The sequence below is a fragment of the Mycobacterium sp. NGS67 genome (assembly GCF_059812185.1).
In genome coordinates this window covers 90220-104757 of record NZ_JCALCF010000004.1, presented here as the reverse complement: position 1 = coordinate 104757, position 14538 = coordinate 90220, and the positions used below count along the sequence as shown (strand labels likewise).

Genomic DNA, 14538 nt, shown 5'->3' with positions numbered 1-14538 from the left:
AAATAGAGAATAACCATTCTCGCACGGAGGAGCCACGTGGTGACGAAGCTCGACTACGGGATATTCGATTGCGACACCCACTGCTACGAGACGCGGGACGCATTCACTCGCTACCTTCCCAAGCGTTTTCACGACCGCGCCATCGCCCCGGTCGTCGCCGCCGACGGCAAGGAGGTCATCCTCGCCGGCCACCGGATCGCCACCTTCAACAGCGAGGCCGGACTGGGCTTCGACCTGGCCTACCGGCCGGGCTCGCTCAAGGAGATGCTCAAGCAGATGGGCTCGGGCAACCCGGACGAGACCTATGAGCCCCAGCCGATGCAGCCCGAATACCTGGAGCGGGAACCGAGATTGAACGTGATGGCCGCACAGAACGTGGAGCGTGCGGTCATCTTCCCGGCAGGTATGGCCCTGGCCGCCGAGCACTATGTCGACGACACCGAGGCGCTCTATGCCAATCTGCGCTCGTTCAACCGCTGGTTCGACGAGACATGGGGATTCAACTATCAGGACCGGCTGTATGCCACCGCGTTGTTGTCGCTGCGAGACCTCGAGTCGTCGATCCGGGAAACCGAGGCGATCATCGAGCAAGGCGCACGCCTGGTGCTATTACCGACGGGGCCTGCCTATGGGCGCTCACCCGGCGACCCGTACTTCGACCCGATCTACGCGCGGCTACAGGAAGCCGGTTGCACCCTGGTCTTCCACATCCAGCCGTACTGGTATTTCACGGCCATCTCGCCGGCTTGGGGGCACAGTCCCGACCCGGCCGCGTGGCACATGTCTGCCTGGCAGTGGATGAACATCTACGGGCAGCGGCCGATCGAGGACACCCTGTCCGCACTCATCTTCGACAACCTGTTCGGGCGGTTTCCCGGACTGAATGTCCTTGTTGCCGAACATGGTGCGGAGTGGGTGCCGCAATTCTGCATCCACATGGACAAAAGCCGCGGGATGGGCCGCAACGGTCCCTGGATCGGCGGCAAACTGACCGAGCGCCCGTCGCAGATCTTCCGCCGCCACGTCGGCGTGGTCCCGTACCCCGAGGACGACATCCCGACCATCGTCGACCGGCTGGGCTACGACGAATGCCTGCTGATGGGTTCGGACTATCCGCATGCCGAAGGACTGGCCGAACCGGCCGATTTCGTCAAGCTGCTCGACCCGCTCGACGACGCCGCCAAGCGACGGATCATGCGCGACAACGCCGATCAGCTGCTCGCTCGGAGCTAGTACCTGTGCCGGACGACGACGTCGACCTGGAGTTGCTGCGGTCGTCGGCGCGCAAGTTCCTGGCGGAGCGGGCAGACAGCCAATCCATCGACGCCCTGGCGGCGCTGGACTGGACCGGCCTGCTCGTCGACGAAACCCTGGGCGGTGCCGGCTGGCGCCCCGTCGAGTCATGCGTCGTCGCCGAGGAACTCGGCCGGGCCCAGGATGGCTCGGCGTGGTTCGGGACGGTGGTGTCCGCAGCCGCGGTCGCCGCGGCCCCCGAGGAAATCAGACAGCGTTGGCTGCCAGACCTTTTGCGCGGTGCCGTCACGGCCGGGATCGCCGTGGGAGACGGCACGCGAATCGTCCGTGGTGATGTGGTGGATCTTGTCGTGGCGTTGCGGGACAACGGTGTTCACCTCATCGACGGCGCGGGTCCACAGTGTCGCCGAGCTGACGGCGATCTGTTGGACGTCACCCGGCCAGTTTGGTCCGTCGACCTTGTCGGCGTGCCGAGTGTGCCGATCGGCCCAGCCGAGTTGGCCCGTCGGCTGTCGGCGGTCGCCCGCGTGCTCGTCGCCGCCGACTCGGTCGGCGCTGTCGCCATGACGCTGGAGCGACTGACGTCCTACCTCAAGGAGCGCATCGCATTCGGGGCGCCGATCGCAAGCTTCCAGGCGGTTCAGCACCGGCTGGTGGAACTATTCGTCTTCGTGGTCAAAGCACGCGCCATCGTGATGAGGGCGGCTCGCGCACTCGCCGCGGGTGAGGACCGCGCGGCAGTGTTGACGACGTCGGCTCATGCTTTCGTCGCCGCGAAAGCAGCTGCCGCCGTTGACGAATGCATGCAGTTGTCGGGCGGGATCGGCTTCACCTGGGAGTATCCGCTGCACTACGAATTGCGGCGGGTGTTCGACAACGGGCATCTAATCGGCACCGCACGGACGAGCCGGGCCCTGTTGGCCGAGGAGGCTGGCTGGTGAGCGATTTCGGGCCCAGACCGAGCGCAGAACAGTTGGCGGCGTTCAGAACTCGGGTCAAAGCGCACATCACGCAACACGCGCCTACCATCGAAGCCCGTGAAGGGCATCGGGCGCCGAAGAACCCCGCGCAGGAAGCGCAATTGCGCAGCTGGTTCGCCGGATTGTTCGAGGCAGGCTTCGTCGGTGCGGACTGGCCCGTCGAGTACGGCGGCAGGTCTGACCATCATCCGCTACACGACCGCATCGTCAGCGAGGAGATCCTGCGCGCCCGGGCGCCGCGCCCGGTCGACCAGGTCAATCTCGCTGCCCATGTACTGCTGCACTTCGGCTCCCCGGAGCAGAAGCGGACTCTGTTGCCGCCGATCCGCAGCAGCGAGCACGTGTGGTGCCAGCTTTTCAGCGAACCCGATGCGGGCAGTGACGTCGCCGCAATCCGCAGCCGCGGTGTACGGCAGGACGACGGCAGCTGGGTCATCGACGGACAGAAAACGTGGATCACCGACGGGCATTGGGCCGACATGGGTTTGGCGCTGATCCGGACGGATCCGACGTCGTCACGTCATCACGGACTTTCGGTGTTCGCCGTCCCGTTGACCGCGCCCGGCGTTCAGGTCCGGCCCATCCGCACCGTCGGGGACGCGATCGAGGTGAACGAGGTCTTCCTGAGCGGCGTGGTGGTCGGTTCCGACAGTCTCGTCGGTGAAGCGGCTCAGGGCTGGTCGATCATCATGGCCGGTCTGGACTTCGAGCGTTTCGGTATCGGCGGCAACGTGGTGCTGCTCGAACTGCTGATCGACGACCTGGTGACGGTGGCGCGCCACGGCCTCGTCGACGGCACGCCGGCGTGGGAGCACGACGACATCCGCCAGGCCGTCGCCGAGTTGGGCGTCGAGGTCGAGGTGGCGAAGTCGTTCATCGACGACCATGTCGAGCGGCTGATCGCCGGCGCCGACCAACCCGGCGACGGCTCGATCGCCAAGCTCAGCTTCGCCGAGACCTACCATCGGATTTCGGCCTACGGCGCCGAACTCGCCGCCGCCACAAGCGAATCCGTCACGAACGACACGGAAGTGCAGCAGGCCAAACAACGTCTGCGAGAATGCTGGTTGTGGTCGCGCGCCTATACGATCTCCGGTGGAAGCTCCGAGATAATGCGTAACATCCTCGCGAAACGTCGACTGTTGTTACCGAGCGGCTGATGTCCCAAACGTATTGGGGCCTGGTCGAAACCGCAGCACAGACCCACCCCGACCGCATTGTGCTCGTTGATGACTTTGGCCGCAGCCTCACGAATTCCCAGTTGCGCGAAGCAGCGGAGAAAACGGCAGCGGCGTTGGCTGCTGACGGAGTCCGCGACGGCTCCGTAGTGTCGTGGCAGCTGCCGACCACGCTGGAGACGATGGTTGTCATGGTCGCTCTGGCGCGCCTCGGCGCCGTCCAGAACCCTATCCTGCCCATCTGGCGCGAGAGCGAAGTCGGCTTCGTGACAGCGCAACTCGGCACCAACGTGATTATTGTGCCGGGTGTGTGGCGCGGCTTTGACCATGTCAAGCTCGCCGGAGCCCTCGCTAATGATAGGCCGATGACTGTGGTAGTGGTTGACCACGCGGCTCCGATCGCCGACGGCCTACGGCTTCCCGCCGGTGACCCCGCGTTATTACCCGCGCCGCCGACGGAAGCAACCCTGCCGCGCTGGGTCTACTACTCATCGGGTACCACCGCAGCACCCAAGGGCGTGCGGCACTGCGACCGCTCCGTGATCGCCGGGTCCGCTGGGGTGGTCGGCATGTTCGGTGCGTCGAACAGTGACGTCAACCCGATCGCCTTTCCTGTGTCACACATTGGCGGTGCGGCGATGCTGGCGGCAAGTCTGCTCACCGGCATGCGGCTGGTTCTATTCGACGTATTCGATCCGGTCCTCACACCAAAGGCGATCGCAGCGCATCGCCCGACGATGCTCGGCTCGGCGACCCCCTTCTTCGTGGCCTTCATGGCCGCGCAGCGCGAGCACGGCACGGATCCGCTATTTCCCGATCTCCGCGGTTGCGTTGGGGGAGGTGCGCCCATCACCGCTGAGCTGGGGCGACAAATTCGCGAGACCTTTTCCGTTGCAGGCGTTGCAAACTCATGGGGATTGACCGAGTTTCCCGTCGTGACCTCGCCCCCACCGGACGGAGAGCCCGCGATTCTTGATAACACCGTCGGTCGGCCCGTGCCGGAAGTCTCCGTGCGCGTCGTCGATGACAACGAGCGCGACGTCGACACCGGTGAGGAAGGCGAACTTCGACTCAAGGGACCGCAGTGCTTCCTCGGATACGTGGACGGCTCGCTCGACGCCGACGCCTTCGACGCCGACGGCTGGTTTCGTAGCGGTGATCGGGGGCGGATCAACTCCGACGGCAACGTCGTCGTCACCGGCCGCATCAAGGACGCGATTATCCGCAATGCGGAGAACATCTCGGCGCTCGAAATCGAGGGGGTGCTGGCCGAACACCCCGCGGTAGCCGACGTCGCATTCATCGGTGTACCGGATCCCCGCACCGGAGAACGGGTTTGCGCCGTCGTGGTTGCCGAGGACGGGAGCGACGTCACGCTCGCCGAGCTGGCCGAACATTGTCAGGCGCAGGGGTTGAGCCGGCACAAATCACCGGAACGCCTGGAGTTGGTGCAGGCACTGCCGCGCAATCTCACCGGCAAGGTGCTGAAGAACGAACTGCGGACGCGGTTCACGTAGGCCGCATGACTTCGTCCGCGATCTTGACTGGCGCGGAGACGCCTTCTACGGTCACTCCAGGCTTCTGAGAAACCTATCTCGAATATCCGAAAATTGTTGGACGGTCGGCGGAGGTGAGCCGCGTTGCGTGCAGTGGTGTTGAGAGGCGGCCGGCTGGAAGTCCGCGAGACTGCCGATCCCGTTCCCGGTCAAGGTGATCTGCTGCTGAAAACCCTCAGCACCGCGATCTGCGCTTCCGATGTTCACTTCATGGACCACCCCGAACTCGGAGTCGATGACCCGACGGGCCGCTCGCTCTACGACCCCGACCGCGACATCGTGATGGGGCACGAATTCGTCGGCGAGGTGATCGGCCACGGCCCCGGCTGCAGCGATGCGTTTCCGATCGGTTCCCGCGTCACGTCGATGCCGATCCGGTTGGTCGACGGCGGCACCGGCGGTCTGCGCATCATCGGTCAACACCCGGACGCGCCAGGCAGTTTCGGCGAATTGCTGGTCGTGCCGGAGGCCACGGCGAGGGTGGTCGACGGATCGGTTTCCAGCGATGCCATAGCGGTCGTGGATGCGTTCGCGGTCGGCGAGTTCTATGTGCGTGCCGCCAACATTCAGCCCGGCGAGACGCCGATCGTGATCGGCGCCGGAGCGATCGGACTGTCCGCGGTCGCGGCGCTGTCCGCCCGTGGCATCGAACCGATCATCGTCTCCGACTTCAAGGCGGAACGACGCGAACTCGCCGCGACGAACTTCGGTGCGCACGTCTTGGTGGATCCGGGCGAACGGTCGGTGTTCGACGTGTTCCGCCAGGTGCGGGCCGAACACCATCTCGGCGGTCCGGCGGTCGTGTTCGAGTGCGTCGGTGCTCCGGGACTCATCGGGAACCTGGTCAAGGAGGCGGAGTTCTACAGCCGGATCTATTGCGCCGGTGGCTGGTACACCGGCGACACCCTCGACATCACCGAAGCCACCCGCAACGGGCTCACCCTGCAGTTCGGCGGTGGTCCTATGCCGCAGGACTGGTACGGCGTGCTCGAGGCCGTGGTCGAGGGCAGGCTCGATCCGTTGCCCAGCATCGGCCGGATCATCGGATTAGACGACGTGCCCGACGCTTTGGATCAGGCGCGCAGATCCGAGGGGCCGCCCCGGGTCGTCGTACACCCGAACGGAGACATCGAATGACCGACCGCGACGAGCTTGTCGATCTGACGATTCGCTACGCCACTGCGATCGACAGTCGGAAATATCAACTGCTCTCAACGGTTTTCACCGCGGATGCCGAGCTGGACTACGGCGAGGTCGGGCAATGGACCGGAGCGGCCGAGGTCACCGAGTTCATGGACCTGGCCCATGCGGGAGCCGCGAACACCATGCATCGGATGAGCAACCAGGTCGTCGCCGTCGACGGTGACACCGCGACGCTGCGGACCTACCTCGACGCGTTGATACTCGCCGCAGACGGCTCTGGGGTGAATGCGGTCGGATACTACGACGACGAAGCGGTGCGCACCGGTGACGGCTGGCGGATCCGCAAGCGCAAGTTCACCTCTGTTCGGCTCGTCATTGTTAGCGGCTGATTATCGCTAGTCCTCGTGGCCGACCGGTCTGGTCGTTGGGCCTGGCGGGGCGGTCGACTCGCCGGGAAATGGTGTTTGGCCGTATCCCGGTCGTACTTAAACGGCTTTCGGGGTGAATCCCTGGCGTTGGTTGTGAAGTGACGGCTTTCGGGGTGAAGCCACGGCGGAAAAATTGGCGAAATACCTACCAGGATTCACGCGCAAAGCCCAGGATTCACGCGCAAGGCCCAGGATTCACGCGCAAGGCCCAGGATTCACGCGCAAGGCCGAGGATTCACGCGCAAAGCCAAGGATTCACGCCGAACGCACCAGGCCCCTCAGACGCCGATCAACTCCTTGAGGTTGCCGCCCATAACCCGGGCCGCGGTCGCCTCCGGCAGATCCGAGAGCTCCCTGACGAACTCCGCGGGCTCGGCCAGGCCTTCGGGGTGCGGGTAGTCCGAGCCGAACATCACGCGCTCGGCGCCGAGCACGTCGATGAGATGGGACATGTCCTCTTCGTGAAACGGGTTGACCCACACGTGCCTGCGGAAGACGTCGCATGGGTGCTCACTGAACTCGCGGGGCTTCTTGCGGTACACCCGGTCGAAGACCTCCATCAGTCGCTGTGCCCACGACCCGCCGTTCTCGACCACGCCGATGCGCAGACCGGGGAAGCGTTCGAACACGCCGTGGGCGATGAATGCCGCGAGCGTGTCGAAGATGTGCCGGCTCTCCTCGTAGATGAACCCGCGAAGCTTGGTCAGCTGGAAGCCCTGGAACTCGTCGCCGCCTTCCCAGTCGTTCAGGTAGCGGTCATATCCCGCATCGGAATTGTGCATCTGCACCGAGATGCCCGACGACTCGACGAGGCGCCAGAAGTCGTCGAATTCGGGCAATGCCGGGGAGCGAGAAGTGCCATCTGAACGCGGGACGGGGGCCGGCCGGATCAATACCGTCTTCGCTCCGTTGTCCAGGCACCACTCGAGTTCCTCGACGCCCTTGGCGGGATCGTTGAGCGAAATCGCCGGCACCGCGAAGATGCGGTTCTGGTAGTTGAAGGTCCAGTCGTCACGCAGCCAGCGGTTGAACGCGTGCGTCACCGCGTGGGTGAGTTCGGTGTCGGATTTGGTGCGTTCTTCGAGCATGCCCGCCGTGGTCGGGAACATCACCGCGCCGTCGACACCTTGGCGGTCCATCAACGCCAGGCGCAGGTCGGGGCGCCGGAATTCATCGGGACAGCGGATCGGGTTGGCGAGTTCGCGCAGGGTTTTGCCGTCCGGGTTGATTCCGCGGTAGTAGTCGGCCCAGGCGCCGGGGGTGGGGATCACTTCGTAGGTCGGGTTCGGAATGCACTCGGTGACGGTGCCGAGGATCTGCAGCTTCTTGCGGCCGTTGATGTCGACGAATTTCAGTGCCTCGGAGTACTTCTCCGGCAGATAGCGGGTGTAGGCGTCGATGGTCTCGTACATATGGTTGTCGGCATCCCAGACCTCGAATGCCCGTCCGTCCGCCATAGCCGCCTCCTCCGCAGGTTCGGAGATCACTATATCCGAATCCGAGAACACAGGTTCTCGCACCCCGCCGGAGCCATGTGCGGGGCAATGAAATCAACTATTCTCAGTGCCGCACAGGCGCCTGCGTCACGTCGGCGAGTGCCACGAGCTCACGTTTGACGACTTTGCCAACGTCGTTGCGCGGCAGCTGATCCACGAACACGATCCGTACCGGGATGCGATACGGTGTCAATCGCCCACGGCACCACGCCACGAGGTCGGGTTCGGTCAGCGACGGATCGGCACGGACCACGAACGCCCAGGGCACCTCGCCGAGCCTTTCGTCGGGAACTCCGACGACCGCCGCATCCCGCACGCCGTCGGCTCCGATCAACACATCCTCGACCGTGCCGGGAAACACCTTCAGCCCGCCGCGATTGATCATGTCCGACACCCTGCCGTCCAGCCACAGGAAGCCGTCGTCGTCGAACCAGCCGAGGTCGCCGGTATGGAACCACCCGTCGTCGGTCAACCGGTCCAGGAAAGCGGGATCCACGTCGCGTGCCGCGGTGGTCGGCGTGCGGACCAGCACCTCGTCGTCGGCGATGGTCACGTCGATGCCCGGCAGCGGCCGTCCCACCGAGCCCAGTTTGGTTTCGCCCCATTCCCGCGCGTCGGCGGCCGACCAGCCGACGACTTCACCGCCGAGTTCGGTCTGGCCGTAGGAGTTGAGCACGAGCACGCCGAACTTATCTCGGAATCGGCGGGCCTGCGTCGGCGACAGGGGAGCGGTGATCGACCGGACCATCTTCAGCGGCGACAGATCGGTCACCGCTCCGTCGTGCAGCACCATCGTCAACGCCGCCGGCGGCAACACCGTGGAACGCAGCTGGTGTCTGCGAACCAGCGCCGCGAAGTCAGCCGGCGAAAAGCGGTCCATCAGAACCACTCCCGAGCCGGCGCGAAACGCGAACAGCACCTGGTAGATTCCGGCCCACAGGGACAACGACAACGGCACCAGATTCGGCATCGGTGTCCTCGTCAGCGCGCCGGCAGCGGATTTCGGGCCGCGAAGTTTCGCCAGGAGCCGATCGATCAGGTCGAGCACGGTCGCGTGCCGCAACGGCACCGGCTTGGGCGGCCCGGTGGTCCCGGAGGTGAACTGCAGCAGCGCTACATCGTCGTCGTACTGGCGGGGGTCAGTCAGGGGCCGCGCCGCGGGATCCGCCGACCATTGCAGGTGCGCGCCGGTGACGACGGTCAGCCCGAAGCCGGAAAATCGTTGCCGCAGATCGGGAGTCGTGATCACCGCGACTGGTCGCAGGATCTCGAGCTGAGCGGCCAGTTCGGAGTCGGCGGCCCGCGGGTTGAGTGGGGTGTAGACCCCACCCGCCCGCCAGGTGCCGAACAGTGCGGCGACGGTGACCGCGTCGTTGGGCAACATCGCCGCGACGACCTGTCCGGTCGTCAACCCCGACTCGGTCAGCAGCGCGCCGAGCCCCTCGGCGCTCGCGGACAGCTCGCCGGCAGTCACGTTGCCTGCGAGCGTATGTACCGCTACGTCGGGTAACCCGTCGAGCAGGACGGCCAGGCTCATGAATCTGGTTCCAGCGGTTGCCAATTAGGTGTTCTCTTGTCCGCGAATGCGGCGGGTCCTTCGTTCTGGTCCGGATGACCCCACATCGACGTCAGGTGCTCGGCACCGGCCCGGCACGCGTCGGTCAGACCGTACTCGAGCGCACCCCACAATGCCCGTTTGGTGGCCCGCATTGCGGCCGGCGAATTCCTGGCGATCTTTTCCGCGAGTGCCTGCGCCACGTCACGCAGCTTTTCGGGTGGATCGACGACTTCGCTGATCATGCCGAACTGGTAAGCGCGCTGTGCGCTCAACCGTTCGTGGCTGCCCACCAAGGCCATCCGTAACACGGCCTCGGCGGGCACTTTGCGCATCAACGCGATGGTTTCCAGCGCAGAGACCTGACCGATGGACACGTGCGGGTCGACGAACGACGCATCAGAGGCGGCGATGACGATGTCGGCGTCAGCCACCCAGTGCAGTCCGCCGCCCGCGCAGACACCGTTGACGGCGGTGATGACCGGCTTTGCGACGTTGCAGTGCCAGCCAGTGAGTTTGAGGTCGAGTGTCCGCATCGTCTCCTGGAACTGCTGCACGGCTTCGCCGTCCAGGTCCTCGACGTCGGCACCCACCTGGAAGGCCCGTCCGTTGCCCGTGTGCACGATGACGCGGACAGCGGGGTCGGCATCCAGATCCGCCCAGGCTCTGGGGAATTCGGCGCGCATCACGGCATCGTATGCGTTGAGACGGTCCGGTCGGTTGTTGATGATCCAGCCGACGGGACCGTGCCGCTCGACGATCAGCCGCTGATAGGTCATCGGAGTTCCGCCACATCCGACAGCGGCTGCCACTGCGCAACGCGCTTTTCCCGCCACGCCCGCACACCTTCGGCGTGGTCGGGATGGTTGCGTAGCCGCCAGATCTCGTCGGCGGCTTCGCTGCGCGCCTGGGTCAAACCGACTTCCAGCGCTCGCCACAGCGCTTTCTTGGTCGCCCGCATGGCCGTCGGTGAATTGGTGGCGATGGTCGCGGCGAGCCGCTCTGCCGTGGGGCGCAACCGCTCGACCGGCACCACCTCGGACACCATCCCCAACTCGTAGGCGCGCTGGGCGGAGATGCGTTCACCTTTGCCGCTCAATGCCATTCGGGTGATTGCTTCCATCGGCGACTTGCGTAACAGGGTGATCGCCTCATAAGCCACCGCTTGACCCAGCGATACGTGCGGGTCGACGAAGGACGCAGTGTCGGCGGCGATCACGATGTCGGCGTCGGCCACCAGATGCAGCCCCCCGCCCGCGCACACGCCGTTCACGGCCGCGATGACTGGCTTCCACACCTGGCAGTGCCACGACGAGATCCTCAGCGTGGCATCCCTGGTGCGCCGGGAATGCCTTCGCATGGCTGGCTTGTCGCGGGCGACTTGCACGACGTCCATCCCGGTACAGAACGACCGGCCGTTGGCGGTGTTGACGATCACCCGCACCTCGGGATCGGTGTCCAGGTCGGCCCATGCGGCTTCCAGCTCGTCGAGCATCAGTGCGTCGAACGCGTTGCCGGCGTGCGGCCGGTTCAAGACGAGCCAGCCGATGCCGTCGGACTTCTCTACGATCAGGCGTTCGTAGGTGCTCACGAGCGCGGAATCTCTTTCCAGGGCTTACCCTTCCACGGATCCGGTTCCCTGGGCAGGCCTAGTACCCGCTCGCCGAGGATGTTCTTGTTGATGTCGGTGGTGCCGCCTTCGGTCCCATTGGCCAGGCTGCGCAACATGCCATGGACCTCGGGTGGCAACTCGTCCGGATCGTCGCCGGCGGGCCACGCGACCGCGGACGTCCCCAGCAGGTCCACCATCAAATCTTGAATCTCCTGATTCAGGGTCGCCTGATGCACCTTGCCGATCGATGACGCCGCGCCGGGGGATTGTCCGGCCGAGAGCGCTTTGCGCACACGCACATTGGTCCAGCCGCGGACCTGTTCCTGGGCCCACAGCCGCATCACCTTGACCCTGATGACCGGGTCGTCCCAGCGGCCGGTCTCCTGAGCCAGGGTGATCAATCGTTCGGCGCTGAACCCACCGAGACGGCCCATGCCACCGGATCCGGAGCCCGAGACCATCTGCCGTTCGCTGGACAGCGTCGCCGCGCTGACCCGCCAGCCGTCGTCGACGTCGCCGACTCGATGTGCGTCGGGAACCCGGGCGCCGTCGAGAAAGACTTCGTTGAATTCGGATTCGCCGGTGATCTGGCGCAGGGGCCGTACCTGGACGCCGGGTTGGTGCATGTCGAGCAGGAAGTAGGTGATGCCCTGGTGCTTGGGCTGCTCAGGGTCGGTGCGGGCGAGCAGGATTGCGAAGTCGGCCTCGTCTGCCCAGGTGGTCCAGACCTTCTGCCCGGTGATCACCCAATCGTCACCGTCACGCACCGCGCGGGTCGCGAGCGAGGCGAGATCGGATCCCGCGCCGGGTTCGCTGAACAGCTGGCACCACTTCTCCTCGTTGCGCACGATCGGCGGCAGGAAACGTCGCCGTTGTTCCTCGGTGCCGTGGCTGAACAGCGCCGCCGCCGCGTTGTTCAGGCCGAGCGGATTGAGTCGGGTCAGCCGCAGTGGCCGCAGCACTGCTTCTACGGCACCGGCGACTTCGCCTGTGACACCGAGTCCGCCGTGCTCGGGTAGCCAGGTGGGGACGACCAGACCCGACTGCGCGAAGACCGGGTACCACTGCCGGTATTCGTCGGGGCTGCGGTTGGCGCGCAAGGCGTTCGGACCCCGCGCGGCCGCCGACCGCCACGCCGCCGGTACCTGGTCGGCGACCCACTGCTCGACAGCCGCGACGGCCTCCGCGACGCCGCTGTTGCTGGTGATCGGAAGTCGTGTCATCGGCCCTGAAACTTCGCGTCGCGCTTGTCCCGAAATGCGGCCATACCCTCGCGGAAGTCTTCACTGCGGCTGGACAACTCGAGTGCCATGGCCTCGTTCTGCAGATGGCGGTCGAGGTCGAGTCCATGGCCGCTGTGCAACAGCCATTTGGTCAGACCCAGCGCGACGGTGGGGGCTTCGCCGAGCATCGACACGAGTTCGGCCGCGTCGGAGTCCAATTGGCTTGCCTCGACACTGCCGTGGATGATGCCCCAGTCCGCCGCGGTGGTCCCGGATATCTCCTGGCCCAGCATCAGCAGCTGGCGGGTGCGGACCATGCCGATCAGTCGGGGCAGCAACCATGCCGCACCGCTGTCGGGGGTGAACCCGCGAGCCATGAACGGTTCCCAGAACCTGGCGTCGTCGGCAGCCACGCAGAAGTCGGCGGCCATGGCGATGTGAAATCCGAGGCCGGCCGCCCAGCCGCGCACTACCGCGACGATCGGCACCTGGATTTGCAGCATCAGCGGAATGAGCCGGTTGGCCTTGTTGGGCAACCGCCGCTGCGTGCTTCCGACTCGGGGTTTGCGTTCTGATTTCGCGTTGTTGGCGATCAGGTCGGAGCCGGCGCAGAAGTCCGGTCCCTGCGCATCGATGCGGATGACCCGCACCGACTCGTCTGTTCCCGATGCCGCGAGGTGGCCGATCATCGCATCGAGCATCACGTCGTCGACGGCGTTCCGGCGATCGGTGCGGTCCAGCGTCAGCCGCAATGTCGAGCCGTGTTGTGCGGCTTGAAGTCCCGGGACACTGCGGTACTCCATGCGTCAGCGCTCGGCGAACTGCGCGGACACCGCCGTCAGCAGCTCCGTCAGGTTGGTGGCGTCGGCGGGCGGGTGGGGCAGGCGAACCGGCCCGCGTTCACGGCTGGGCAGCAGAATCGTGGCGTGACCGGGTGCGGTGACCTCACCCCGATGATTGGTCGCGGCCAGCTCGAGATCGACGGCGGGACGGTCGCCGTCGGCGAGATACTTCCGCGCGATGATGCCGGTGATGGTGTGCACGTCGCCCACATAGTTGAACAGCCGGAACTCGCAGTCGAGTTTCCACAACCACGCGTCGTCACCCATCCAGTCGGTGCACAGATGGATCAGCCAGGTCTCGCGCATCCGACCGTAGTCGAAAGTGTTGGGATTACCGGCGTTTCGCGCCGCACTCGGGTCCCAGTGCACCCGCTGCTGCACATCCGGGACGCCGTGTTCATTGAGCGTGTAGAAGCGGGGGATGCGCTGCCGGTTGCGCCACGCCAGTCGCAGCGGCCGGACACCGTACATCCCGGTGCCCATGCCGACGTGCCAGCACACCATGTCGGTCACCGTGAGTGGCCCTTTGGTCAGTGGTCCGACCTCGTCACCCTCGTTCACGTCCTCCCACCAGCGCGGGTCCGCACCGCGCACCGTCTCGCGCGCATACCGTTCGTCGAGTTCGGCGATCTCCTCGGCGGTCCACGTCTTCGGCTCGACAACGTCGTATTTCTTTCGGCCCCGCGCCTTGCTGCGCTCGGTGCGAATCATGTTGCGGTACTGGCCGCCCAAGATCGTGCCCTCGTCGTCCCGGAACACCTGGGCCGACCACTCGTGGATGGCGCGCTCGGCGAACTCACTGGACTTGTCCAGCGCCGCCACCAGCGCATTACGCCGATACACCCGGTGATTCGCGCGCAACGGGGCCCACCATTCCCGCGCCGACGAGGCGTAGAACGCGTGCACACCGCGCAGCGGGTCACCCTTGGTCAGGGCACGTTGTTCGTCGGACAGCGCGGCAACCTCGTCCTCACCGATCAGCGTGTCGCCGCCGACAAGAGCGGGCGGGGCGACAGACTCGCCCCAGACGGTCTTGGCCGCGTACTCCGGATCCGCCCACAACGGGTTGGAATCGCCGTAGCTCTCGGCGACATGGCGGAACGCGTCCTCGTTCGGACGAAAATAGTGCGGAGGCTGGGTGTGCGGAACGGCGATACCGATGGTGGCGCGCAATCGGGCCAGCCCCTCATCGGTGATCCGGCCGGTCTCGGCCATCGCACTGCCTCCTCGTTGTGGCCCGTGCGGTAGCCGGACTCGCAGCCAGACAGAGT

The 14538-nt window shown here is 65.6% G+C and carries 13 protein-coding genes; 6 read left to right on the top strand and 7 right to left on the bottom strand.

Annotated features, from left to right (window positions below; genetic code table 11):
* Window positions 1-36: 36 nt before the first annotated feature.
* The 6 genes from AC5Y4D_RS04770 (at window position 37) to AC5Y4D_RS04745 (ending at window position 6500) form a co-directional block, all read left to right on the top strand.
* Complete coding sequence (locus tag AC5Y4D_RS04770; RefSeq protein ID WP_500036531.1) at window positions 37-1233, top strand: amidohydrolase family protein; 1197 nt, start codon at window positions 37-39, stop codon at window positions 1231-1233.
* A gap of 5 nt (window positions 1234-1238) precedes the next feature.
* A complete protein-coding gene (locus tag AC5Y4D_RS04765) occupies window positions 1239-2195 on the top strand; it encodes an acyl-CoA dehydrogenase family protein (RefSeq protein WP_500036530.1) in 957 nt (318 codons plus the stop codon).
* A complete protein-coding gene (locus tag AC5Y4D_RS04760; protein WP_500036529.1) occupies window positions 2192-3394 on the top strand; it encodes an acyl-CoA dehydrogenase family protein in 1203 nt (400 codons plus the stop codon). The genes AC5Y4D_RS04765 and AC5Y4D_RS04760 overlap by 4 nt, the downstream gene beginning before the upstream one ends.
* Window positions 3394-4929, top strand: coding sequence for a class I adenylate-forming enzyme family protein (locus tag AC5Y4D_RS04755; RefSeq protein WP_500036528.1), 1536 nt, complete (start codon window positions 3394-3396; stop codon window positions 4927-4929). Before AC5Y4D_RS04760 ends, AC5Y4D_RS04755 begins: the two co-directional genes overlap by 1 nt.
* A gap of 132 nt (window positions 4930-5061) precedes the next feature.
* Complete coding sequence (locus AC5Y4D_RS04750) at window positions 5062-6105, top strand: zinc-binding dehydrogenase (protein WP_500036612.1); 1044 nt, start codon at window positions 5062-5064, stop codon at window positions 6103-6105.
* The gene (locus tag AC5Y4D_RS04745) at window positions 6102-6500 is read left to right on the top strand and encodes a nuclear transport factor 2 family protein (protein WP_500036527.1); all 399 of its coding nucleotides are present in this window, start codon (window positions 6102-6104) and stop codon (window positions 6498-6500) included. Before AC5Y4D_RS04750 ends, AC5Y4D_RS04745 begins: the two co-directional genes overlap by 4 nt.
* A 317-nt stretch (window positions 6501-6817) precedes the next feature.
* On the opposite strand, the gene AC5Y4D_RS04740 is transcribed toward AC5Y4D_RS04745, so the two are convergent.
* The 7 genes from AC5Y4D_RS04740 to AC5Y4D_RS04710 all read right to left on the bottom strand — a co-directional run bounded on the left by AC5Y4D_RS04740 (window position 6818) and on the right by AC5Y4D_RS04710 (window position 14482).
* A complete protein-coding gene (locus AC5Y4D_RS04740; protein ID WP_499944901.1) occupies window positions 6818-7996 on the bottom strand; it encodes an amidohydrolase family protein in 1179 nt (392 codons plus the stop codon).
* Window positions 7997-8099: 103 nt separating this feature from the next.
* Window positions 8100-9572 (bottom strand): class I adenylate-forming enzyme family protein, encoded by a 1473-nt coding sequence (locus AC5Y4D_RS04735; RefSeq protein ID WP_500036526.1) that lies wholly within the window; start codon window positions 9570-9572, stop codon window positions 8100-8102.
* Window positions 9569-10369, bottom strand: a complete 801-nt coding sequence (locus tag AC5Y4D_RS04730; protein ID WP_500036525.1) for an enoyl-CoA hydratase/isomerase family protein — start codon at window positions 10367-10369, stop codon at window positions 9569-9571. The genes AC5Y4D_RS04735 and AC5Y4D_RS04730 overlap by 4 nt, the downstream gene beginning before the upstream one ends.
* Window positions 10366-11181 carry an enoyl-CoA hydratase/isomerase family protein gene (locus tag AC5Y4D_RS04725; RefSeq protein WP_500036524.1) on the bottom strand — a complete coding sequence of 272 codons (816 nt, stop codon included), beginning with the start codon at window positions 11179-11181 and terminating at the stop codon, window positions 10366-10368. The genes AC5Y4D_RS04730 and AC5Y4D_RS04725 overlap by 4 nt, the downstream gene beginning before the upstream one ends.
* Window positions 11178-12425 carry an acyl-CoA dehydrogenase family protein gene (locus AC5Y4D_RS04720; RefSeq protein ID WP_500036523.1) on the bottom strand — a complete coding sequence of 416 codons (1248 nt, stop codon included), beginning with the start codon at window positions 12423-12425 and terminating at the stop codon, window positions 11178-11180. Before AC5Y4D_RS04720 ends, AC5Y4D_RS04725 begins: the two co-directional genes overlap by 4 nt.
* Complete coding sequence (locus AC5Y4D_RS04715; protein WP_500036522.1) at window positions 12422-13228, bottom strand: enoyl-CoA hydratase/isomerase family protein; 807 nt, start codon at window positions 13226-13228, stop codon at window positions 12422-12424. Before AC5Y4D_RS04715 ends, AC5Y4D_RS04720 begins: the two co-directional genes overlap by 4 nt.
* Before the next feature lie 3 nt (window positions 13229-13231).
* Window positions 13232-14482, bottom strand: a complete 1251-nt coding sequence (locus tag AC5Y4D_RS04710) for a hotdog family protein (RefSeq protein ID WP_500036521.1) — start codon at window positions 14480-14482, stop codon at window positions 13232-13234.
* Window positions 14483-14538: the final 56 nt, after the last annotated feature.

Bases quoted from the DNA above. Each gene is read 5' to 3' on its own strand.
- AC5Y4D_RS04755 (WP_500036528.1), top strand. From the start codon at position 3,394: ATGTCCCAAACGTATTGGGGCCTGGTCGAAACCGCAGCACAGACCCAC.
- AC5Y4D_RS04745 (WP_500036527.1), top strand. From the start codon at position 6,102: ATGACCGACCGCGACGAGCTTGTCGATCTGACGATTCGCTACGCCACT.
- AC5Y4D_RS04740 (WP_499944901.1), bottom strand. From the start codon at position 7,996: ATGGCGGACGGACGGGCATTCGAGGTCTGGGATGCCGACAACCATATG.
- AC5Y4D_RS04735 (WP_500036526.1), bottom strand. From the start codon at position 9,572: ATGAGCCTGGCCGTCCTGCTCGACGGGTTACCCGACGTAGCGGTACAT.
- AC5Y4D_RS04730 (WP_500036525.1), bottom strand. From the start codon at position 10,369: ATGACCTATCAGCGGCTGATCGTCGAGCGGCACGGTCCCGTCGGCTGG.
- AC5Y4D_RS04720 (WP_500036523.1), bottom strand. From the start codon at position 12,425: ATGACACGACTTCCGATCACCAGCAACAGCGGCGTCGCGGAGGCCGTC.
- AC5Y4D_RS04715 (WP_500036522.1), bottom strand. From the start codon at position 13,228: ATGGAGTACCGCAGTGTCCCGGGACTTCAAGCCGCACAACACGGCTCG.
- AC5Y4D_RS04710 (WP_500036521.1), bottom strand. From the start codon at position 14,482: ATGGCCGAGACCGGCCGGATCACCGATGAGGGGCTGGCCCGATTGCGC.